This is a genomic window from Bacillus sp. G1(2015b), from assembly GCF_001482475.1.
In the GTDB taxonomy this organism is placed as follows: domain Bacteria; phylum Bacillota; class Bacilli; order Bacillales; family Bacillaceae; genus Bacillus; species Bacillus safensis.
This window is the reverse complement of the sequence record NZ_LKIC01000001.1, coordinates 327,689-344,265: the sequence shown is the minus strand read 5'-3', so window position 1 is coordinate 344,265 and position 16,577 is coordinate 327,689. Positions and strand designations below refer to the sequence as shown.

Genomic DNA, 16,577 nt, shown 5'->3' with positions numbered 1-16,577 from the left:
GTCAAGTATGCTTGACATAAGGGGGATCTGACGCATGAAGAATTTACTCGCTTATACGCTATTACTCATGATCGGTTTTGTAACCGCTTTATACTTTGGCTTTTATCATATGATGCCAAAATCAGCGACAACCTTTGATGATGAACAAACCGGACTGAAGGACCAGCTTGTGTTCAAATTCAGTCATGTCGTGGCAGACAATACACCTAAAGGACTTGCTGCAAAGAAATTTGCTGAGCTTGTGCACGAAAAATCGGATGGAAAGATCAGCATTCAAATTTTCTCCAACGGGAGCCTTTATTCTGATATTGAAGAAATTAATGCACTCAAAGAGAATCAAGTTCAATTTATCGCTCCGTCTACCTCAAAGCTCGGCATGCTGTCCCCTGAGTGGCTGGCACTTGATCTTCCCTTTGCTTTTTCAAATTACAGCGCGGTTCAAGAAGGCCTGCACGGTGCAATTGGACAAAGGTTGTTTGGCACGCTGCAAAAAGATGGATTAAAGGGAATGGCTTATTGGACAAATGGCTTTAAGCAAATTACCTCAAATAAAGGACCCATCAAACAGCCGGCTGATTTAAAAAACCAGTCTCTCCGCATAATGCAAAGCGACATGATTGAGAAACAATTTAAACTTCTTGGTGCAAAGCCCTATCAGGAATCATTTAATTCAACATTTCAGCTATTAGAAACCAAAAAAGTAGACGGTGAAGAAAATACCATTTCAAATATTTATTCAAAAAAATTCTATCATATACAAGACTATATGACGATCAGCAATCACGGGTATTTAGGCTATGTGGTCTTAACAGATCAATCCTTCTTTGACCGCCAGACACCCGAAACGAAACGAATTTTACTTGAAGCCATGGAAGAAACAACAGCTTGGAATGAAAAGCATGCAGAACAGATGAACAAAGATCAGCTGGAGGACATTAAACATGAATCGCCGATTGCCATTCATGAATTGACGCCAGCTGAAAGACAAAAATGGATGAAAGCCCTTGATCCTTTGTATGACGAAGCCGAAAAAACGATTGGCTCCACCCTCATCAAACAGATCCGCGAACTTCGTGCACGTTATGAACACTCACCTATTCATGCTTTTCAGGAAGAGGATGAGAGCAAATAAAAAAATCCCTTTGATAAGGGATTTTTTTATGCGCCGGACTCACTCTGTTCTTGCTCGGTGAGCTCTTCTAATCTTGTTAAAATTCTTCGCTTTCGGTATTGCATCATGCCTGTTTCGGCAATTCCTTTTAATTGTGAGCGGTTCGAAACGGCACCAAACAAAATCCCAGCGATGGGCACAAGCTGAAACAGTTTCTTCCAGCCAAACGAATCTCGGTAATTATAGACAACCTCACGCCACCCTTGGATTTGGGAAATCATGTTCTCATGCTTCCCTTCAGATGCATGATAGCTTTTCAGCTCTTTTAGAATCGATTTCTTTCCAACGACATCCGCAGAGTTCAACTGCAAGCATTTAATGATGAATACCCGCTCCTCTTTGTTTTTAGGATCATAGCCATAGGTGACGGCAATATCCTGTAATGTTTTCAGAGAGAGACCGAGTACCGCAGGAATATCAGCGGCTAGTGTAAACATTCCGCCAACACCAGTTGTCGCCCCTTGTACCGTCGCGAGATTTGTTCTGTTTTTCCCCATATGCTCACTAATGGCATCCATCATTTCGATCGGGGCCTTTCCAATATCCTCTATGCGCTGAATGGATTCATCGGCACACTTCTTTTGAAATTGATGAATGATGCCTTTTTCCGATGTCAAATAGGCACCGCCGGATTGAATGTAATGGCCCATTTCGTCTAGCAGTACACCGATTTTTTTCTGAATAAAAGCAGGCGTCAGCTTGTCCAGCATTTGAAATGGAAGACGGCTGAGTTTCTCCCAAAACCATACCTTTTGCTGGTCTTTCTCCCACTTTTCAATCTCCTTTAATTGTGCCTTTAGCCATTCTCTTTCCTCCATGTCATATGCCTCCTTAGATGCCGCTGAAGTATTTGTCTGTTATTATACACAATCCTTGTCCATCATACGTATAGAACATTGAAGCGGTTCCGAAAGGTTTTAATCTTTTTCAAAACGGTTATTGCTTAATAAACAAACAAAAGAGGAGTGATCAACATGTTAGGATTTCTAATTTCATTGGTTGTGGCGATTGTCATCGGTCTCATTGGGAGTGCACTCGCTGGAGGCAGTGTACCAGGAGGATGGATCGGTTCAATGATTGCCGGGCTTGTAGGCGCTTGGATTGGTCATGGATTACTTGGAACGTGGGGTCCTAGTCTGGCAGGCTTTGCGATCATTCCAGCGATCTTAGGAGCAGCAATCTTTGTCATTATTTTAAGCCTGATCTTCCGCAGCGTAGGATCAAGGGTATCTTAAAAAACGAATAGCAGAGGAAGCAGTAGGGACACCGTCTAAGGGGCGGTGTTTTTTATGTTGCGCGTTGACAAGGTATCTATTTTTTTCACTTACATATGATAAACAAACCTATTAGTTCAGATAGTTGACTTTTCATGAAGATAGGCATATGATGATTAAAAATTGCATGAAGGAAACTTTTTGTGCCCAAGCAAAACTTTGTAGAATCTAGGTGATGACATATGACAAACAAATACATCGAGGCACAAGCACACATGTCAGCGGCAGCTGAGCGTGCACTTGAAGGAAAGGTCAAAGGATTTAGAAGGCTTCTTCCTTTTCTAGGCCCTGCTTTTATCGCTGCCATTGCATATATTGATCCAGGGAATTTTGCCACCAACATTGCCGCTGGCTCCAAATATGGATATCTCCTCTTATGGGTCATTCTCATATCAAATCTTATGGCTTTGCTCATCCAATCCTTGTCTGCAAAGCTTGGAATAGCGACAGGTAAAAACTTACCTGAAATCGCACGTGAAGAGTTTCCAAAACCTGTATCCATCGGTTTATGGATTCAGGGCGAACTCGTCATTATTGCCACAGATTTAGCTGAGTTTATTGGAGCGGCACTTGGTTTATACTTGCTCTTTCGGATTCCTTTGCTTGAAGCATCTATTATTGCAGCCATTGGATCATTTGCGATTTTAGAATTGCAAAGACGGGGATATCGCGCATTAGAAGCTGGCATTACAGGCATGCTCTTCGTTGTCGTGATCGCTTTCGCCGTGCAAACCTTTGTCGCCAAGCCAGATATGGCAAGTGTCGCAGGCGGGCTTTTCATTCCAAAATTTGATGGCACAGATAGTGTACTGCTTGCAGCTGGAATTTTAGGTGCCACTGTGATGCCGCACGCGATCTATTTACATTCAGCATTAACCCAAAGAAGAGTCGTCGGCAGAACAGAAAAGGAGAAAAAACAGATTTTTCGCTTTGAGTTTTTCGATATCCTCATTGCGATGTTAGTTGCTGGAGCCATCAATGCCAGTATGTTGATTGTGGCAGCCGCTCTATTTTATAAAAATGGTCTCTTTGTTGAAGATCTGGATGTTGCGTTCCAGCATTTTAGCACACTTGCAGGTCCTGTATCAGCTATCTTATTTGGTGTAGGCCTGCTTGTAGCCGGACTATCCAGCTCTTCTGTCGGTACATTGTCAGGCGATATCATTATGCAGGGTTTTATTCAATACCGCATTCCACTGTATGTCCGCCGGCTGATTACCATGATTCCCCCTATTGTGATCATTGCATCTGGGGTGAATCCGACATCAGCACTTGTGATGAGTCAGGTGGTCTTATCATTTGGTATTGCCTTTGCTTTAATTCCGCTCATTTTATTTACAAGTAAAAAACGAATTATGGGCGAATTGACGAATGCCCGCTGGGTGACAGGAATATCTTGGGTGATAGCAGCTCTTGTTGTCACACTCAATCTCTTTTTAATTGTAGATACGTTTATGTAAAAGACAGTCGTGATGCTGTCTTTTTCTTTTCATATGGTTATGGTAAAATTCCCCTGAGAGGATGTGGGCACATGTTTTTTTATCAAGATCAAGAGATATCCATGCGGCTGCTTGAGCCAAGAGACGCAAGAAGTCTATATTTGCTCATCCAGCGGTCAAGAGAGCATTTACGCGAATGGATGCTTTGGGTGGATTCAACACAGACAGAGGAAGACAGCATGGCATTCATTCAAGGCGCAATGCAGCAAGCCTTGCAGAACAACGGTTTTCAAGCGGGCATCTGGTCACATGGAGAGCTTGTCGGGATCATTGGCACCCACCAAATTCATTGGATCAACAGGACTGTTTCAATTGGCTATTGGCTCGGAGAAGGCTATCAAGGAAAAGGCATCATGACAAAAGCATGCAAAGCAGTCATTCAATATTTATTTGAAGAATGTGGACTGCACCGCATTGAAATCAGGGCTGCTGTCGATAACCAGAAGAGCAGACGCATCGCAGAACGGTTATCCTTTTCGCTTGAAGGCATTTTGAGACAATGTGAATGGCTGGGCGACCGCTTTACGGATCATTGTGTATACGCGCTCTTGCAGCCTGAATATATGAAAGAAAAAACGCATTCTATGAATCAACCCACTTAATTGTGTCGATTGCATGAATTATTTTACAAAGTGAAGCTTTGTGGTATCCGTTGCGATCAGCATCTGATAAAATAGAAGGAAAAATCGAGGTATGAAGTATGTCTCTTATTATTTTATTTTACTTATGGATCGTCCCTTTATTATTTGGCATTTTCTTCTCATTCTTAACAAAGAAAGCCACCTACAAACGCCGCTTTGTCCCATCATATAGCATGGCAGGACTCAGCATCGTTTTTCTCATTCTGGCACTTGTCTTTTCAGCCAGCCATTTTCTATTCATTTGCGGTATGTTCCTATTTGCCACAACCCTTGTCGGCACAAGCATCCCTTTATTTTTAGCCTTTACAAAAACACCATCATAAACAAAAACCACCTTTTTCAATGGAAAGGTGGTTTCTTTTTTATTGATTTGGCATTCTGTAAGTCACGGTGGCATCTTGATTGGATTCAATTGTTTTCACAATGTCTTGTAGGATCTCTGACGCTCGATCATTTGAGTCATACTTGCCGAGAGTCTTTACCCAAGTATCGCCTCCTGCGATCATTCCTTCAATCTTTTTGCCGGTTACTGAGACTTCGTGGACATGAACGAAACTTTGCTGGTTTTGTGCGAAAATCCATAGCATGGTTTTAACTCCTTTACGATTTGAAATGTTTTTATCTGCTTTCTTCTCATTTTAAGCTTCTTTAACTGAAAATTCATTTGAACATTGATTAATCATTGAACTTTTCAGCATAAATGAAATCTGATTCACTAGGTTCTTCCTTAAGCTCTGTCACATTACCTTCTTTATCATATTTTATATAAGTCAGCTCTCGACCAGCAATACACTCACATTCATACTTTATATTTCCATTCTCAAAAAACTCGACTTGATATCCATCCACAGCGTTCTTCCTCATATACCCTATTTTTTTCACAAAGCCATTTGGATAAAATTCCACATACTTCCCCTGTTTAATACCTTTCTCTACATAGAAATAACTTTCAAGATTTCCGTTTTCGTACCTATCATAGGCTAGTCCAGTAAAGAGTTGTTCTTCCCCTCCTGAAGTATATTCCACAATTGCTAGTTCGTAGGGTCCCCCATACTCTAGAGATTTTTCAAACTCAGTACCACTTTCTATAACTATCTTCTTTGACAATATATCATTTAACATATAAAAACCCTTTCAGTTTTCTAACTTTCAGCAAAATGAAAATCTAGGTTAACTAAAATGAAATCTCCTTACCCACTGCTCAAGAAATCATTCCTAACACTTTCTTTTGCATTCAAAATTTGCATCTGTTTCAAAAAGGATTCACTTTGAAAAATGTTCTGTCATTGAACTTAACTATGTTATTTACTGTATCACCAGAATCAATAGCAGAAGGTTTTAAATCCACTTTTCCCCTGAAACACAAAAACCTCGAAAGTTTTTTAGCCATCAAGTTTTTTTGTATTTCATAATTCGCTAATTCAATGCATCTTCTAATGTTTTCTTTTCATGTTCTAACATACCACTTATGATAATGCCACATACTACCTCATCTTTGTCTAAAGCAAATCCTACTGTATCGTTTTGTAAAACAGACACTGTATCATTTTCTGAAAATGAAATTAAAACCTTATCTAACCCTATATATACGTCTAATTTACCTTTCTCATCTATATAGGTCTTATCATTATGTTCTTCTACTTGAAAATTTGGTACTCCTTTAATCACATTTATATTTTTCTTATTCAATTCAAGATTTTCCATTTTGTGTACATTTTCACTTAATGTTAGTGTAATTGAACGAAGGCTACCTGTATATTTCCCTATACCTATTTCAATTAAAGATTTCTTGAAATCTCCAGTTCGCCAATATATCGTTGGCTCTTTTGATATATTCCAACTACCAAATTCTATATTAATCGGTGTATAAAGATCATATTCAATATTTATAGACTGACTGTCTGTGTATCCTGTTACTTTTAACATCATCATGTCTCCTTCTAAGGCATATACACAGCATGCTTTATTACAGGTAGTAATCCGTCTCCGCGGGGTTTACTAAATATTAATTCCCAATTTCCTATCTTCATAACTTCTTCGTATTTAATTCCTTGCTTAGCAAACACCCTCACTTGTCCCGCTTATTAATTCCATGATAGTACAACCATCATGAATCAGCCAATATCGTCCAAGTTTTAAATTGCTTATAGAAATAAAAAACACCTGTTGCCTAAGGCAATCAAGTGCTTATAGTTAATTTTGTAACATAATCTTGAACTTTACTCAATTGGCCCCATAAATTCAGTAATAATAAGAATATGTTCCTTCAATTTGACTTTTTTTAGATTCTCTACTTTTTCTGCTCCGCCTAAACTTAATAGAGGGGTGTATCCAAAGCACTCGTCATACCCAGGGGCACTGTATTTACTAATCGCTTCAGGATAAGGCTGCCACATTAATTCATCGTTCATGAATTCATTATCTTTTAAGTCATCAAAAAAGAATTCAAATCCTGATGAAACAACATGGACATATCCTTTTCTAAAGTTTAATAAATTTAGATACTTATCTTTTTCCCATACTATAATATCACCCATTGCAGTAGTAAAAATAGGAATCGCCTGCTGATACCTTAGATAACTTCTCTCTAAAATATCTAAATAATCGTCTGGATTAATAACTTTTAAAAAGTTATTTACGAAACTACCAAAACCAAATTTTTTCCACGTTTCTATTAATTCTTCAGGAATTTTATTCTTATATTTTAAAATAACATCTTCATCAACTGTGTCATATTTTATATAATCACTAAATATAGTTTCCAATTAAAATACCCTCCTTTAATTATTGAGTTAATTTCACATTTAAGTAAGTATTCTTTAACTGTTCTGGTGACATATTCTTAGCAATTCCCCTAATTTGCTCATCAGCAACATCAATTCTATATTTCCATTGTGAACCTATCGAGGAGTTTACTTTTTTGTCCCCTAAACCTCCAATAATGTCTGCTCTTCCTCCAGCTATTTGATCTGGATTATGCAGTGCTGCTTTTGTTTCCAGCCATTCCGTTGCTTGCTTTGTCGCAGTTGCTCTGGAAAGTCCTTGTTTTCGTAGTTCAGCAATTTTATCTTTAAGTGCTTCTTGTCTAGCCATTTTTTGAGCTGCATTTCCTTCTATCGCTCTTCCTTCAGCAATATATCTATCTCTATTTTTCAGATACTCGTCAACCGTTAACTCATTCATACCTTTTTCTTGGTCTTTTAATTGTCTTGCGAACTCTTCAGAATCATGCTTAACATTTCTTTTAAAATTAACTTCAATTTCTTTTATTCTAGGTGCATTTTCTAAATGCTTTACATTACCCGAACTCTTAACTCCCATCTTACCATGAAACCCTTTCACTCCGAACGGCAAAAGCATCCCCAGAGCCGCATTCATACTTGCTTCCTGCTGTTCTTTCGAGACCTTATTTCCAAACATATCGCGGCCTGTGATTGCTTCGCTGAAGCCGTTGGTTGCGGTGAGACCATATAAACCTTTTTGAGATGTTTTCAGGGCGTCAAAGGATTTTTGTGATGTCTTGTAGATGTCGACTGCTCTGACTGCGGCTGATGTGGCTTGGGTGGTTTTATAGACAGCCTTTCCGCCTTTGAAAATGCGTCCTGCCCAGCCAACGATTGGGATGTAACCGGCTGCTGCCATGCCTCCTGCCGCGACTCGCTGACCTGCGGTGAGTTCCTCGCCTGTGATCGGATCAACACCTGTTGCGGCACGTTTTGCATCGTTCACACCTGTCAGTTCATTGACGATATTTCCACCGTAATCGAGCGCTTTTTCATACCAAGGACGGTTGGCGAGGGCTTCTTGTTCTTTTGCGATCTCTCGGGCTTCTTCTTGTTCTTTTTTGATTTTCAGATATTCAGAAGTTTGCTTTTCAATATCGCTTTTTGCCTTGTAGATTTCGCTATTGTGATACGCTTTCTTGTCAAAATTCATAGGCGAAATCGCTTTTCCATCATTTGTCGCATTCATCATTTCAGCGTACAATGCCATTGTAGCTTGCTGCTCTGTCTCTGACAAAGCATATTCATCTTTTAAATTTTGATCAAGCTCTCTTAAATCTTTGACTGTCTTTTTTCGTTCATCTTCCGCATCTTCTATTTTTTCATCAAAGGTTTGACTATCAAATACTTCTAGAGAAATGAGATCATCAATGTCTTGAAAAATCGTTTTGAGTGCCTTTTTTTGATCCTTTACAATGCTTTTGGCATTCTTGATGCCCATATGTACTGCGTTGTCTAAAAAGTGTTCCTCTACAAAGGTATCGCCGCCAAAGCTCGTATCATCCAGTGTTCCAGAAACACCTTCATGAAAGGCTTTTTGCTTATCAATAAAATTGATAAACATGTCAACATTACCCGCTAGTTCTTTATAAAAGCTTTTAATGTTATCGGCACCTTTCCCAGTAAAATCATCACCGAGGTTGGCAACACCTTGTAATGCCTTTTTTAAATCTACCATTTGTTCGCGGAGTTCCTGATAGTGTTTTGCCCTTGTGTCCATGGCACTGGTTAGTGCTTTTGCATCAAGTATCTTCCCCAGAAGAAGTCACTCCCTCCATTATTGATCATAAAGTCTATTTTACCTTTCTCAGCGAATTGGAAAAATAGGCTTTAAGTTACAAAAATAATTTCCATATATTTATAGAGGAAATAAAACAAGTGATAATTGAAATGTTTTTCCTTTCATCACAAAAAAGTCAGTCCTCTTTTGAGAGGACCGACTACGTTTTGTTTAGAAAAAGCGTTTTAAACTTTTCTTGAGTGGAGGGATATCCAGCTCGCCTTTTTCGAAGAATTTTTTCAGTAAATACTTACTAAAACCGGCTGCTTGTGTGTACGTAATTTTTCCAGGTAACGGCGGTTCATTGGTGACAGCAACATCAATAATGACAGGTTTATCTGATTGAAGAGCTGTATCAAAGGCTGGAGCTAGTTCTTCATGTGATGACACGGAGATTCCTTTGCCGCCACATGCTTCTGCAAACTTAGCAAAATCAATATCTTCCAGCTCTATACCATAATTGATGTTTCCTTTTACTTGTTGTTCATATTCAATCATTCCAAGGTTGTTGTTGTTTAAAATCACAACAACGATTGGCAGTTTATATTTTACCGCTGTCACAAAGTCTTGCATGACCATTGTGAAGCCACCATCGCCACAGACAGCAATCGCTTGGCGATTCGGTTCATTTAACTTAGCAGAGATAGCACCAGGCAAACCACAACCCATTGTGGCAAGCCAGCTGGAGATGATGAAATCTTGCTGTTTCATTTCAAAATGGCGAGCCATCCATACGGTCACATTCCCTACATCAACAGAAAGAATAGCGTCGTCTTCGACTGCTTCTTCTAACCTAGCAATGACTTGCTGAGGTTTAAGCGGTGATGTGGCAACGGATTTTTCCTTATCCATTTCTTCTCGCCATTTCATCATATGCTCAGTACAAGCTTCAAGGAAACCACGCTGCTCTTTATATTCAATGTAGGAGGTCAGTTCATGCAAACCACTCTTGCTGTCACTCACGATACCTACGTCTACCGGATATCTTTTACCGATTTGATCTGGTTTAATATCCAGTTGAATGGCAGCTGTGTCTTCTGGTAAGTAGTCTCTATATGGAAAGGAAGTTCCAAGCATAATTAAGAGATCACACTCTTCCATCGCTTCATATGCTGGCTTCGTTCCGATTTGACCTAGGTTTCCTAAAAAATATGGGTGCCTGTCTGGCACAACACCTTTTGCAGGAAGTGTGATGACAATAGGCGCAGCAGCCTTTTCTGCAAATGAAAGAAGCTCTTCTTTTGCATTTCGTAATCCTTTACCTGCTAAGATGACTGGCTTCTTCGCATTGTTAATTAGCTGTGCTGCCTTTAGCAGTTGATCTTTCTTTGGCCGTACTTCTCCCTCAACATAAAGAGGAGATGTATAAACAGGCTTGCGCTTAATTTTTTGAGAAAATAAGTCATCCGATACAGTGAGAACTGCCACACCTTTGTGAGTATAAGCTGCTTTAATGGCTTGATTCAATAAATCAGGCAGAGCTTCTGCTGTTTGTACCTGCTGATTAAAGACAGCAACGTCGTCAAACATCCGCTCTAATTTGATTTCTTGAAAGGCGTCTCTCCCTACTTCAGTTGACGCAACCTGCCCTGCAATTGCTAAAACGGGTGCGCCATCTGCTTTTGCATCGTATAGTCCATTTAATAAGTGGACAGCACCCGGTCCAGCGATGGATAAGCAGACACCGAGCTTACCTGTTAGTTTGGCATCAGTCGCCGCTGAAAGTGCCGCCACTTCTTCATGTCTCGTTTGTATAAATTGTATTTGGCTTGATTCATGCCTAAGCTCTTCAATCAATTCGTTTATGCTGTCGCCGGGCATTCCATAAATATGTTTTACGCCCCACTCTTCCAGTAGCGCTGTTACTTCTTTTCCTGCGGTTCTTTGCGGCATGTGAGAAAACTCCTTTTTTCTTACTCCATACCACCGCACCCTTTTGATCAAACGTTTCAACTTGCTGCTACTTTTTAAAATGATATGGAAGGGTGGCGACCACTATATCCCGCTTCCATAACAGACGGAATCTTAATAAGAAGGCAGATTGGTTATGCAAGATCGTGTGCCATCTTTTTTTCGGGATAAATTGAGGTACGAGCACCATCACTTTATATTGATGCGCATTTGCTTTTGCCTCAACCGTTTCAAGGAATTTATCGAGCGGATGAATAAGGCTTCGATAAGACGAATGCAGCATCACAAGCCGCACACCGCTGTTCAGTTTTTCCCAATCCGCTTCAATTTTCTTATCTTTTTCTTTATCAAAGGATACATGAACTGCTATGACTTGCTCTGATAAGGATTTTGCATATTGAACAGATTGCTCAACGACACGTGTTACACCGGCAATTGGCACAATGACCACATTCCCTTTAATCTCAACAGGCTCTGCTTCATTCATTAAACGCAGTTGTTCTCCGACAGACAAGTAATGCTTTTTAATGGAATGAAAGATGAATAGCACAATTGGCATGAAAACAAATACTGGCCATACAAGATGAAACTTGGTCAAAATAAGAATCATGAGAACCGTGAAGGAAATCAGTGCTCCGACTATATTAATAGGCATTTTCGTTTTCCAGCCCTGCGGTTTTTCACGAATCCATTTCACACACATACCTGTCTGTGACAAGGTAAATGGAATAAATACACCGACAGCATATAGCGGGATAAGGTGTTCCGTTTTCCCATCAAACAACCAAATGAGCAGCATGGAAGCTACACCTAAAAAGATAATGCCATTAGAGTAACCGAGACGATCCCCTCTTACTGTAAACATGCGCGGCATATATTTATCCTTTGCTAAGTTGACCGCCAATAAAGGAAAGGCGGAGAAGCCGGTGTTTGCCGCTAATATCAAGATTAAAGCTGTGACAGCCTGAATGACATAATAGAAAAATGTACGTCCAAATGTATCTGATGCAATTTGTGATACAACTGTTTCTTCTGGCTTTGGTGAGATGCCAAAACCAAACGCAAGCAATGTCACGCCAACAAATAATACAGCTAGTAAGCCACCCATCATCAATAATGTTCTCGCTGCATTTTGTGCAGCTGGTTTTTTAAAGGATGGAATGGTATTTGAAATGGCTTCTACTCCAGTCAGTGCAGAACAGCCAGACGAAAATGCTTTTAATAAAAGAAATAATGTAATGCCAGGTACGTGTGTACCTATTGCAGTATGCTCAGGTGCTGGAGGAACGCCTCCTGTTAATAATTTAAAGCCCCCGACTCCAATTAATATAAGGAGTGATATGACAAACAAGTATACGGGATAAGCCAAAATAGATGCTGATTCTGTCAATCCACGAAGGTTGAGCACCATAATCAAGATGACCAATACAATTGAAATCAGCACATGATATGGATATAGTGCCGGAAAAGCTGATGTGATGGCATCGGTACCCGCTGATATGCTCACTGCTACAGTCAAAATATAATCTACAAGCAATGATCCGCCAGCGATCAGTCCTGGCTTTTCACCTAAGTTTCGGCTAGAGACGACATAGGCCCCCCCGCCTTCTGGATAAGCATAAATAATCTGGCGGTAAGATAGAATTAACGCCATTAAAAGAATTAATACACAACCTGCAATCGGGAGTGAGTACCAAAATGCTGCTGCACTAACGACTGAAAGAACAATCAAGATTTGTTCTGTACCGTATGCAACGGATGACAATGCGTCTGATGACAATAATGCCAACGCTTTGATTTTTGATAGTTTTTGTTCTCCTGCTGCCTGTGATTTTAATGGTTTCCCAATTAAAATACGCTTCATCAAACTGTACATGTGATGCCCGCTCCTTTAGTGTCAAACGATTTAAGTTACAAAAGATGGATCGCCAAAAAGACACAGAGGCAATAGAATGCCCCTGCGTCTATTGTTTAGATCACAGGTTGGTCTTTGCTCTCTTTAACGCTTACGAGGTTAGCTGACGGATTCGGGCGCATGAGACTTTGCCCTACCTAAAAAGGATTCACCCCACGTGGTGTCCTGCACCACTAATGGTTCCCCCGCTCATCGAAATGATTCAGCGATTGGTCTTTTATAAAAGAGATCATACTCCCGTTTGACACCAAAGTAAAGACATTTTTTCAAGGTCTTTTGATCGTTTATCTATCAGTCTTTTTGCGGTTTTTTCGTACGAAATAAATAATCATTCCGACCACAAAAATAATTAGCACAGCGATACATGCAAAATAAATCCAAGAATCACCGACGCCTTGCTTTTCACCTTTTTTGAGATCATTTGTTGTGCTGCTGACCGTTTGATAATTAGAGAACATGTCTTTGTTTTTGCTCTCGATGGCAACTGTTGCCGTTTCCGTATTTGTTTGCAGGAAATGAAGCACTTCATGTGAAAGATCAGCGTCAGCTGCTTTCATTCCTGAAAAGACGGTCATTGTTTGTTCTTTATTCCATACAGATGGCTGCGTCCATACAATACGAGCAGTCGTTTCGTTGATCATATCAAAGGAGGATACATCATACTGATCCTTTGTCACTGGAACGATGAGATCGTCTGCTTTTTCTTTTAAAAGAGAGAACGTTTGAATGCCCCCGATGAAAATAAGAGAGTGATTTTTCAATTGATCATTTGTCACATTTGAAGCTTTGATCAATTGATATTGAGCAGCTTCCGGCTGACTAAATGATTCTGTCAGCATCGCCATTTGATTGATCGTTTCTTGCTTGATTTGATTTGGCATGATGATCAATGTTTTTCCTTGCTGTGTTTTTGATGTGAAAGGAAGCGGCCATGCAGCTAAATCCGGTGTATCACTAGCTGTCCCTTCTGGTATTTGAAGAGAGCTATTCTTATCAATGTAAATCCAGCTTTCTTCATCCGTATGTCTGCAGGACTCCATGTTTTTAAAGCCTGTAGTGACAAATTGCAAATCAATATATTCATTCTTTTGGAGCACTTGTGAATCTACTGGAATTGACACATGATAGAATCCATTCTCATCTTTGTTTCCTAGTTTTGTTAACGGTACATCGTGTGGTTCATTATTAATCATGACTGTTAAGCGTTCCGCTTTGTTCGCTGTATCAGTTTTTTTAAATGATAGATTTAACTTTGCACCAGATTTTTGATTAGCGATCAATGCTTTCGGATAATAGTAATGATCCGAGGCCGTCTTTTTGGTTCCAACCGTTACATCATCACCACCAAAATCTTTTAAACGAATTTGATGAGATGGTTTTGATGCTTTAGCAGTAACCTTTTGAAGCAGCAAATCTGTCCCAGTGAGCTGATCGGTCAGTTCTGGTTGAGTCAGGACATTGATTTTTTCAGCAATTGTCTTTGGCTGTTCAGCAGTGACAAATAAAATGGGCTGTTCTTTTTTCTTCCCAGTCAGTGTTCTCACTGCTAACGTAAGCTGGTTGCTTGCTGTTTTCATTTTCGCAGCTTGCTCGATCGATTTCACTCGTCCCTCCCAATTTCCTTTCGCTCCAACAGCAATCGTTGGATGCGCGATTTGCTTGAGGTCCTTTTCTTGGACGATTTTGAGGTCTGCTTGGCGGTCTTTGTTTTTCAACGTACGGTATACTTTCACAGCCGCTTCTAATTCAGCTGCTTCCGGTGAATTTGGAATCACAATATCTGTTTGTTCTTTCTGATCACCTGTTTGAATGAAAGGTGAAGGGAAGCTGTCTAACGTCACGTCTGTCGTTTGAGTTCCTTTGAAATCCAGCTCACTTTCAGGATATACTTTCAGCCAATTGGCAGGTGTCTCTTGGTTGATACACACACCTTCTTTTAACACGCCATAAAATGCGAGCTGAATCCGATGAGAACCTTTTTTCAATTGCGATTTGTTCAATTTGATTTGAATCGATTTCTTTTGGTTTTTCCCTGATACGGGAATGGTCTTTTCAATCTCTCCATCAATCATGACTGTGAACGATGATGGCGAAATGAGTAATGGTGATGCCTCTATATTCAATGTAAGGGTGCTAGACTCTACTTTTTCTTTCTCTATTTGATAGGAAAATTCAGTGCGGTCTTCTTGTCCATACAAGGTCACTACATCTTCTGATAATGCTTGCGTTTCTGTTTGACTTCCTTTTGATGAGCGAATCCAGTCATCTTTCACTTGTACTCGATTTGATTGCGCCAGTGCTTGCCCCGCCATGAAAAAAGGCTGAATGGCAAGGGATATCACCAATATAAAAATCATCCATTTTACCGATTTCAATTTGTCACCCGCTTTTCTTTTGTTGTTGATCGTAACGCTCGGTTTTGTACCATTTTACTTCTTGTTTGAATAAACGGCTCTTTGTCTCTACAAATAAAGAGTACACGACTAGCGCAATCCATACTTGAGAATAAGTGAAGTACATGAGCGCCACAATGAGTATATTTTGTTTGGTGAGCTCTGTTTTCTCAATGCTTAATGTAATCATCACTTCTGTTAGAAAGAGGAAGAAGGCCAATCCCCACAGGATCAGTGCAACAGCTCCTACAGATAAGTGAAGGTCAACAAATAGGTTCACGATAAAGATCCCATTTGAGAGCAGGACACCGAAGAAAAATAAGAAATACGTAAAGAAGAAATAAAACAAATCGAAAATCATTCGTTTTCGTTTCAGCTTCATAAACTGCTTTAAAAATTTGAGTACAACATATTGATTGCCTCGTGCCCAGCGTGTTCTTTGCCGCCACCAGACTTTCCACGTCTCAGGCTCTTGTTCCCAAGTGATCGCTGCCGGGAAAAATCGAATGACATAGCCAAGGTTATAGACACGAATCGTTAATTCGGTGTCCTCAGCCAGCGCATGAACATCCCAGCCGCCAAGTTCTTCTAAAATGTGCCGGCGGATGGCGAAGTTGGTGCCTGGTATTGTCGCAATGCCAAACCACTTCCATCTTCCGCCCTGCGCCATCCATTGGAAGCAGATGGTCTCAATATTAATAAATTTGGTCAGGAGATTTTTGGCTGCATTGATGACCCTGAATTTCCCGACAACAGCGCCTGCCTTTGGGTCGTTCAATAAACCAAGAACCAAGTGATAGACAGCCTTTTGTTCAGGCATGTTATCTGCATCGTATACGCAGATGACTTCTCCTGTTGAAGCCTTTAAGCCTTCATTCAATGCAGTGGATTTTCCCTTTCCGGCAAATGGCGGCTTTGTTTCAATCATATGGACATGATCATATTGCTCACTGAATGACCTCACGATGTCCCCTGTGCCATCAGAGGAATTGTCATTAATCACAATGATTTCAAGGAGATGTTTAGGGTAGGATAGCTGGACCATTGCTTTTAGCGTTTGTCGGATGACAACTTCTTCATTATGAGCAGGAATTAGAATGCTGACGGTCGGCAGCTCTTTCCCCTGTTTCGTCCATTCAGGCAGCACTTTTTCGTATGTCAGGTAGTGCTGAAAGCCGCCCTGCATGAGAAACATGTGGTATAGGAGCAT

At 40.2% G+C, this 16,577-nt stretch carries 15 protein-coding genes and 1 riboswitch; of the genes, 5 read left to right on the top strand and 10 right to left on the bottom strand.

The features are described 5' to 3' along the window. The first annotated feature begins 34 nt into the window (after positions 1-34). Complete coding sequence (locus tag AMR95_RS01490; protein WP_058837369.1) at positions 35-1,132, top strand: TRAP transporter substrate-binding protein; 1,098 nt, start codon at positions 35-37, stop codon at positions 1,130-1,132. Between the two features lie 26 nt (positions 1,133-1,158). Here the strand turns inward: AMR95_RS01490 and AMR95_RS01485 are convergent, their stop codons facing one another. Next, positions 1,159-1,989, bottom strand: a complete 831-nt coding sequence (locus tag AMR95_RS01485) for an EcsC family protein (protein ID WP_041089179.1) — start codon at positions 1,987-1,989, stop codon at positions 1,159-1,161. A 156-nt stretch (positions 1,990-2,145) separates the two neighbouring features. Between AMR95_RS01485 and AMR95_RS01480 the strand changes: the two genes are divergently transcribed. From AMR95_RS01480 to AMR95_RS01465, 4 genes are all read left to right on the top strand, one after another. After that, on the top strand, positions 2,146-2,406 hold the full coding sequence (locus AMR95_RS01480) for a GlsB/YeaQ/YmgE family stress response membrane protein (RefSeq protein ID WP_039176683.1): 261 nt from the start codon (positions 2,146-2,148) through the stop codon (positions 2,404-2,406). A gap of 221 nt (positions 2,407-2,627) precedes the next feature. Next, positions 2,628-3,905, top strand: a complete 1,278-nt coding sequence (locus AMR95_RS01475) for an Nramp family divalent metal transporter (RefSeq protein ID WP_058837368.1) — start codon at positions 2,628-2,630, stop codon at positions 3,903-3,905. 71 nt (positions 3,906-3,976) lie between these two features. After that, positions 3,977-4,546 (top strand): GNAT family N-acetyltransferase, encoded by a 570-nt coding sequence (locus AMR95_RS01470; protein WP_039176679.1) that lies wholly within the window; start codon positions 3,977-3,979, stop codon positions 4,544-4,546. A gap of 98 nt (positions 4,547-4,644) precedes the next feature. Next, the gene (locus AMR95_RS01465) at positions 4,645-4,908 is read left to right on the top strand and encodes a hypothetical protein (protein WP_058837367.1); all 264 of its coding nucleotides are present in this window, start codon (positions 4,645-4,647) and stop codon (positions 4,906-4,908) included. 39 nt (positions 4,909-4,947) lie between these two features. Here AMR95_RS01465 and AMR95_RS01460 read toward each other — a convergent pair whose 3' ends face one another. From AMR95_RS01460 to AMR95_RS01420, 9 genes are all read right to left on the bottom strand, one after another. Further along, positions 4,948-5,172 (bottom strand): hypothetical protein, encoded by a 225-nt coding sequence (locus tag AMR95_RS01460; RefSeq protein WP_039176676.1) that lies wholly within the window; start codon positions 5,170-5,172, stop codon positions 4,948-4,950. 88 nt (positions 5,173-5,260) lie between these two features. Beyond that, entirely contained in the window at positions 5,261-5,707 is a 447-nt protein-coding gene (locus AMR95_RS01455; RefSeq protein ID WP_058837366.1) for a toxin-antitoxin system YwqK family antitoxin, read from the bottom strand. A 294-nt stretch (positions 5,708-6,001) separates the two neighbouring features. After that, positions 6,002-6,511, bottom strand: coding sequence for a hypothetical protein (locus AMR95_RS01450; RefSeq protein WP_058837365.1), 510 nt, complete (start codon positions 6,509-6,511; stop codon positions 6,002-6,004). A gap of 293 nt (positions 6,512-6,804) precedes the next feature. Continuing rightward, positions 6,805-7,350: a T6SS immunity protein Tdi1 domain-containing protein gene (locus AMR95_RS01445; protein ID WP_058837364.1), complete on the bottom strand. Its 546-nt coding sequence runs from the start codon at positions 7,348-7,350 to the stop codon at positions 6,805-6,807. Positions 7,351-7,369: 19 nt separating this feature from the next. After that, a complete protein-coding gene (locus AMR95_RS01440) occupies positions 7,370-9,127 on the bottom strand; it encodes a T7SS effector LXG polymorphic toxin (protein WP_082672186.1) in 1,758 nt (585 codons plus the stop codon). 192 nt (positions 9,128-9,319) lie between these two features. Next, a complete protein-coding gene (locus AMR95_RS01435; protein WP_058837363.1) occupies positions 9,320-11,041 on the bottom strand; it encodes a pyruvate oxidase in 1,722 nt (573 codons plus the stop codon). 67 nt (positions 11,042-11,108) lie between these two features. Then, positions 11,109-12,935 (bottom strand): APC family permease, encoded by a 1,827-nt coding sequence (locus AMR95_RS01430; RefSeq protein ID WP_039176669.1) that lies wholly within the window; start codon positions 12,933-12,935, stop codon positions 11,109-11,111. A 112-nt stretch (positions 12,936-13,047) separates the two neighbouring features. Further along, positions 13,048-13,192: riboswitch (cyclic di-AMP (ydaO/yuaA leader) on the bottom strand. A gap of 66 nt (positions 13,193-13,258) precedes the next feature. After that, complete coding sequence (locus AMR95_RS01425) at positions 13,259-15,349, bottom strand: cellulose biosynthesis cyclic di-GMP-binding regulatory protein BcsB (protein WP_058837362.1); 2,091 nt, start codon at positions 15,347-15,349, stop codon at positions 13,259-13,261. A 4-nt stretch (positions 15,350-15,353) separates the two neighbouring features. Continuing rightward, complete coding sequence (locus AMR95_RS01420; protein ID WP_253293333.1) at positions 15,354-16,577, bottom strand: glycosyltransferase family 2 protein; 1,224 nt, start codon at positions 16,575-16,577, stop codon at positions 15,354-15,356.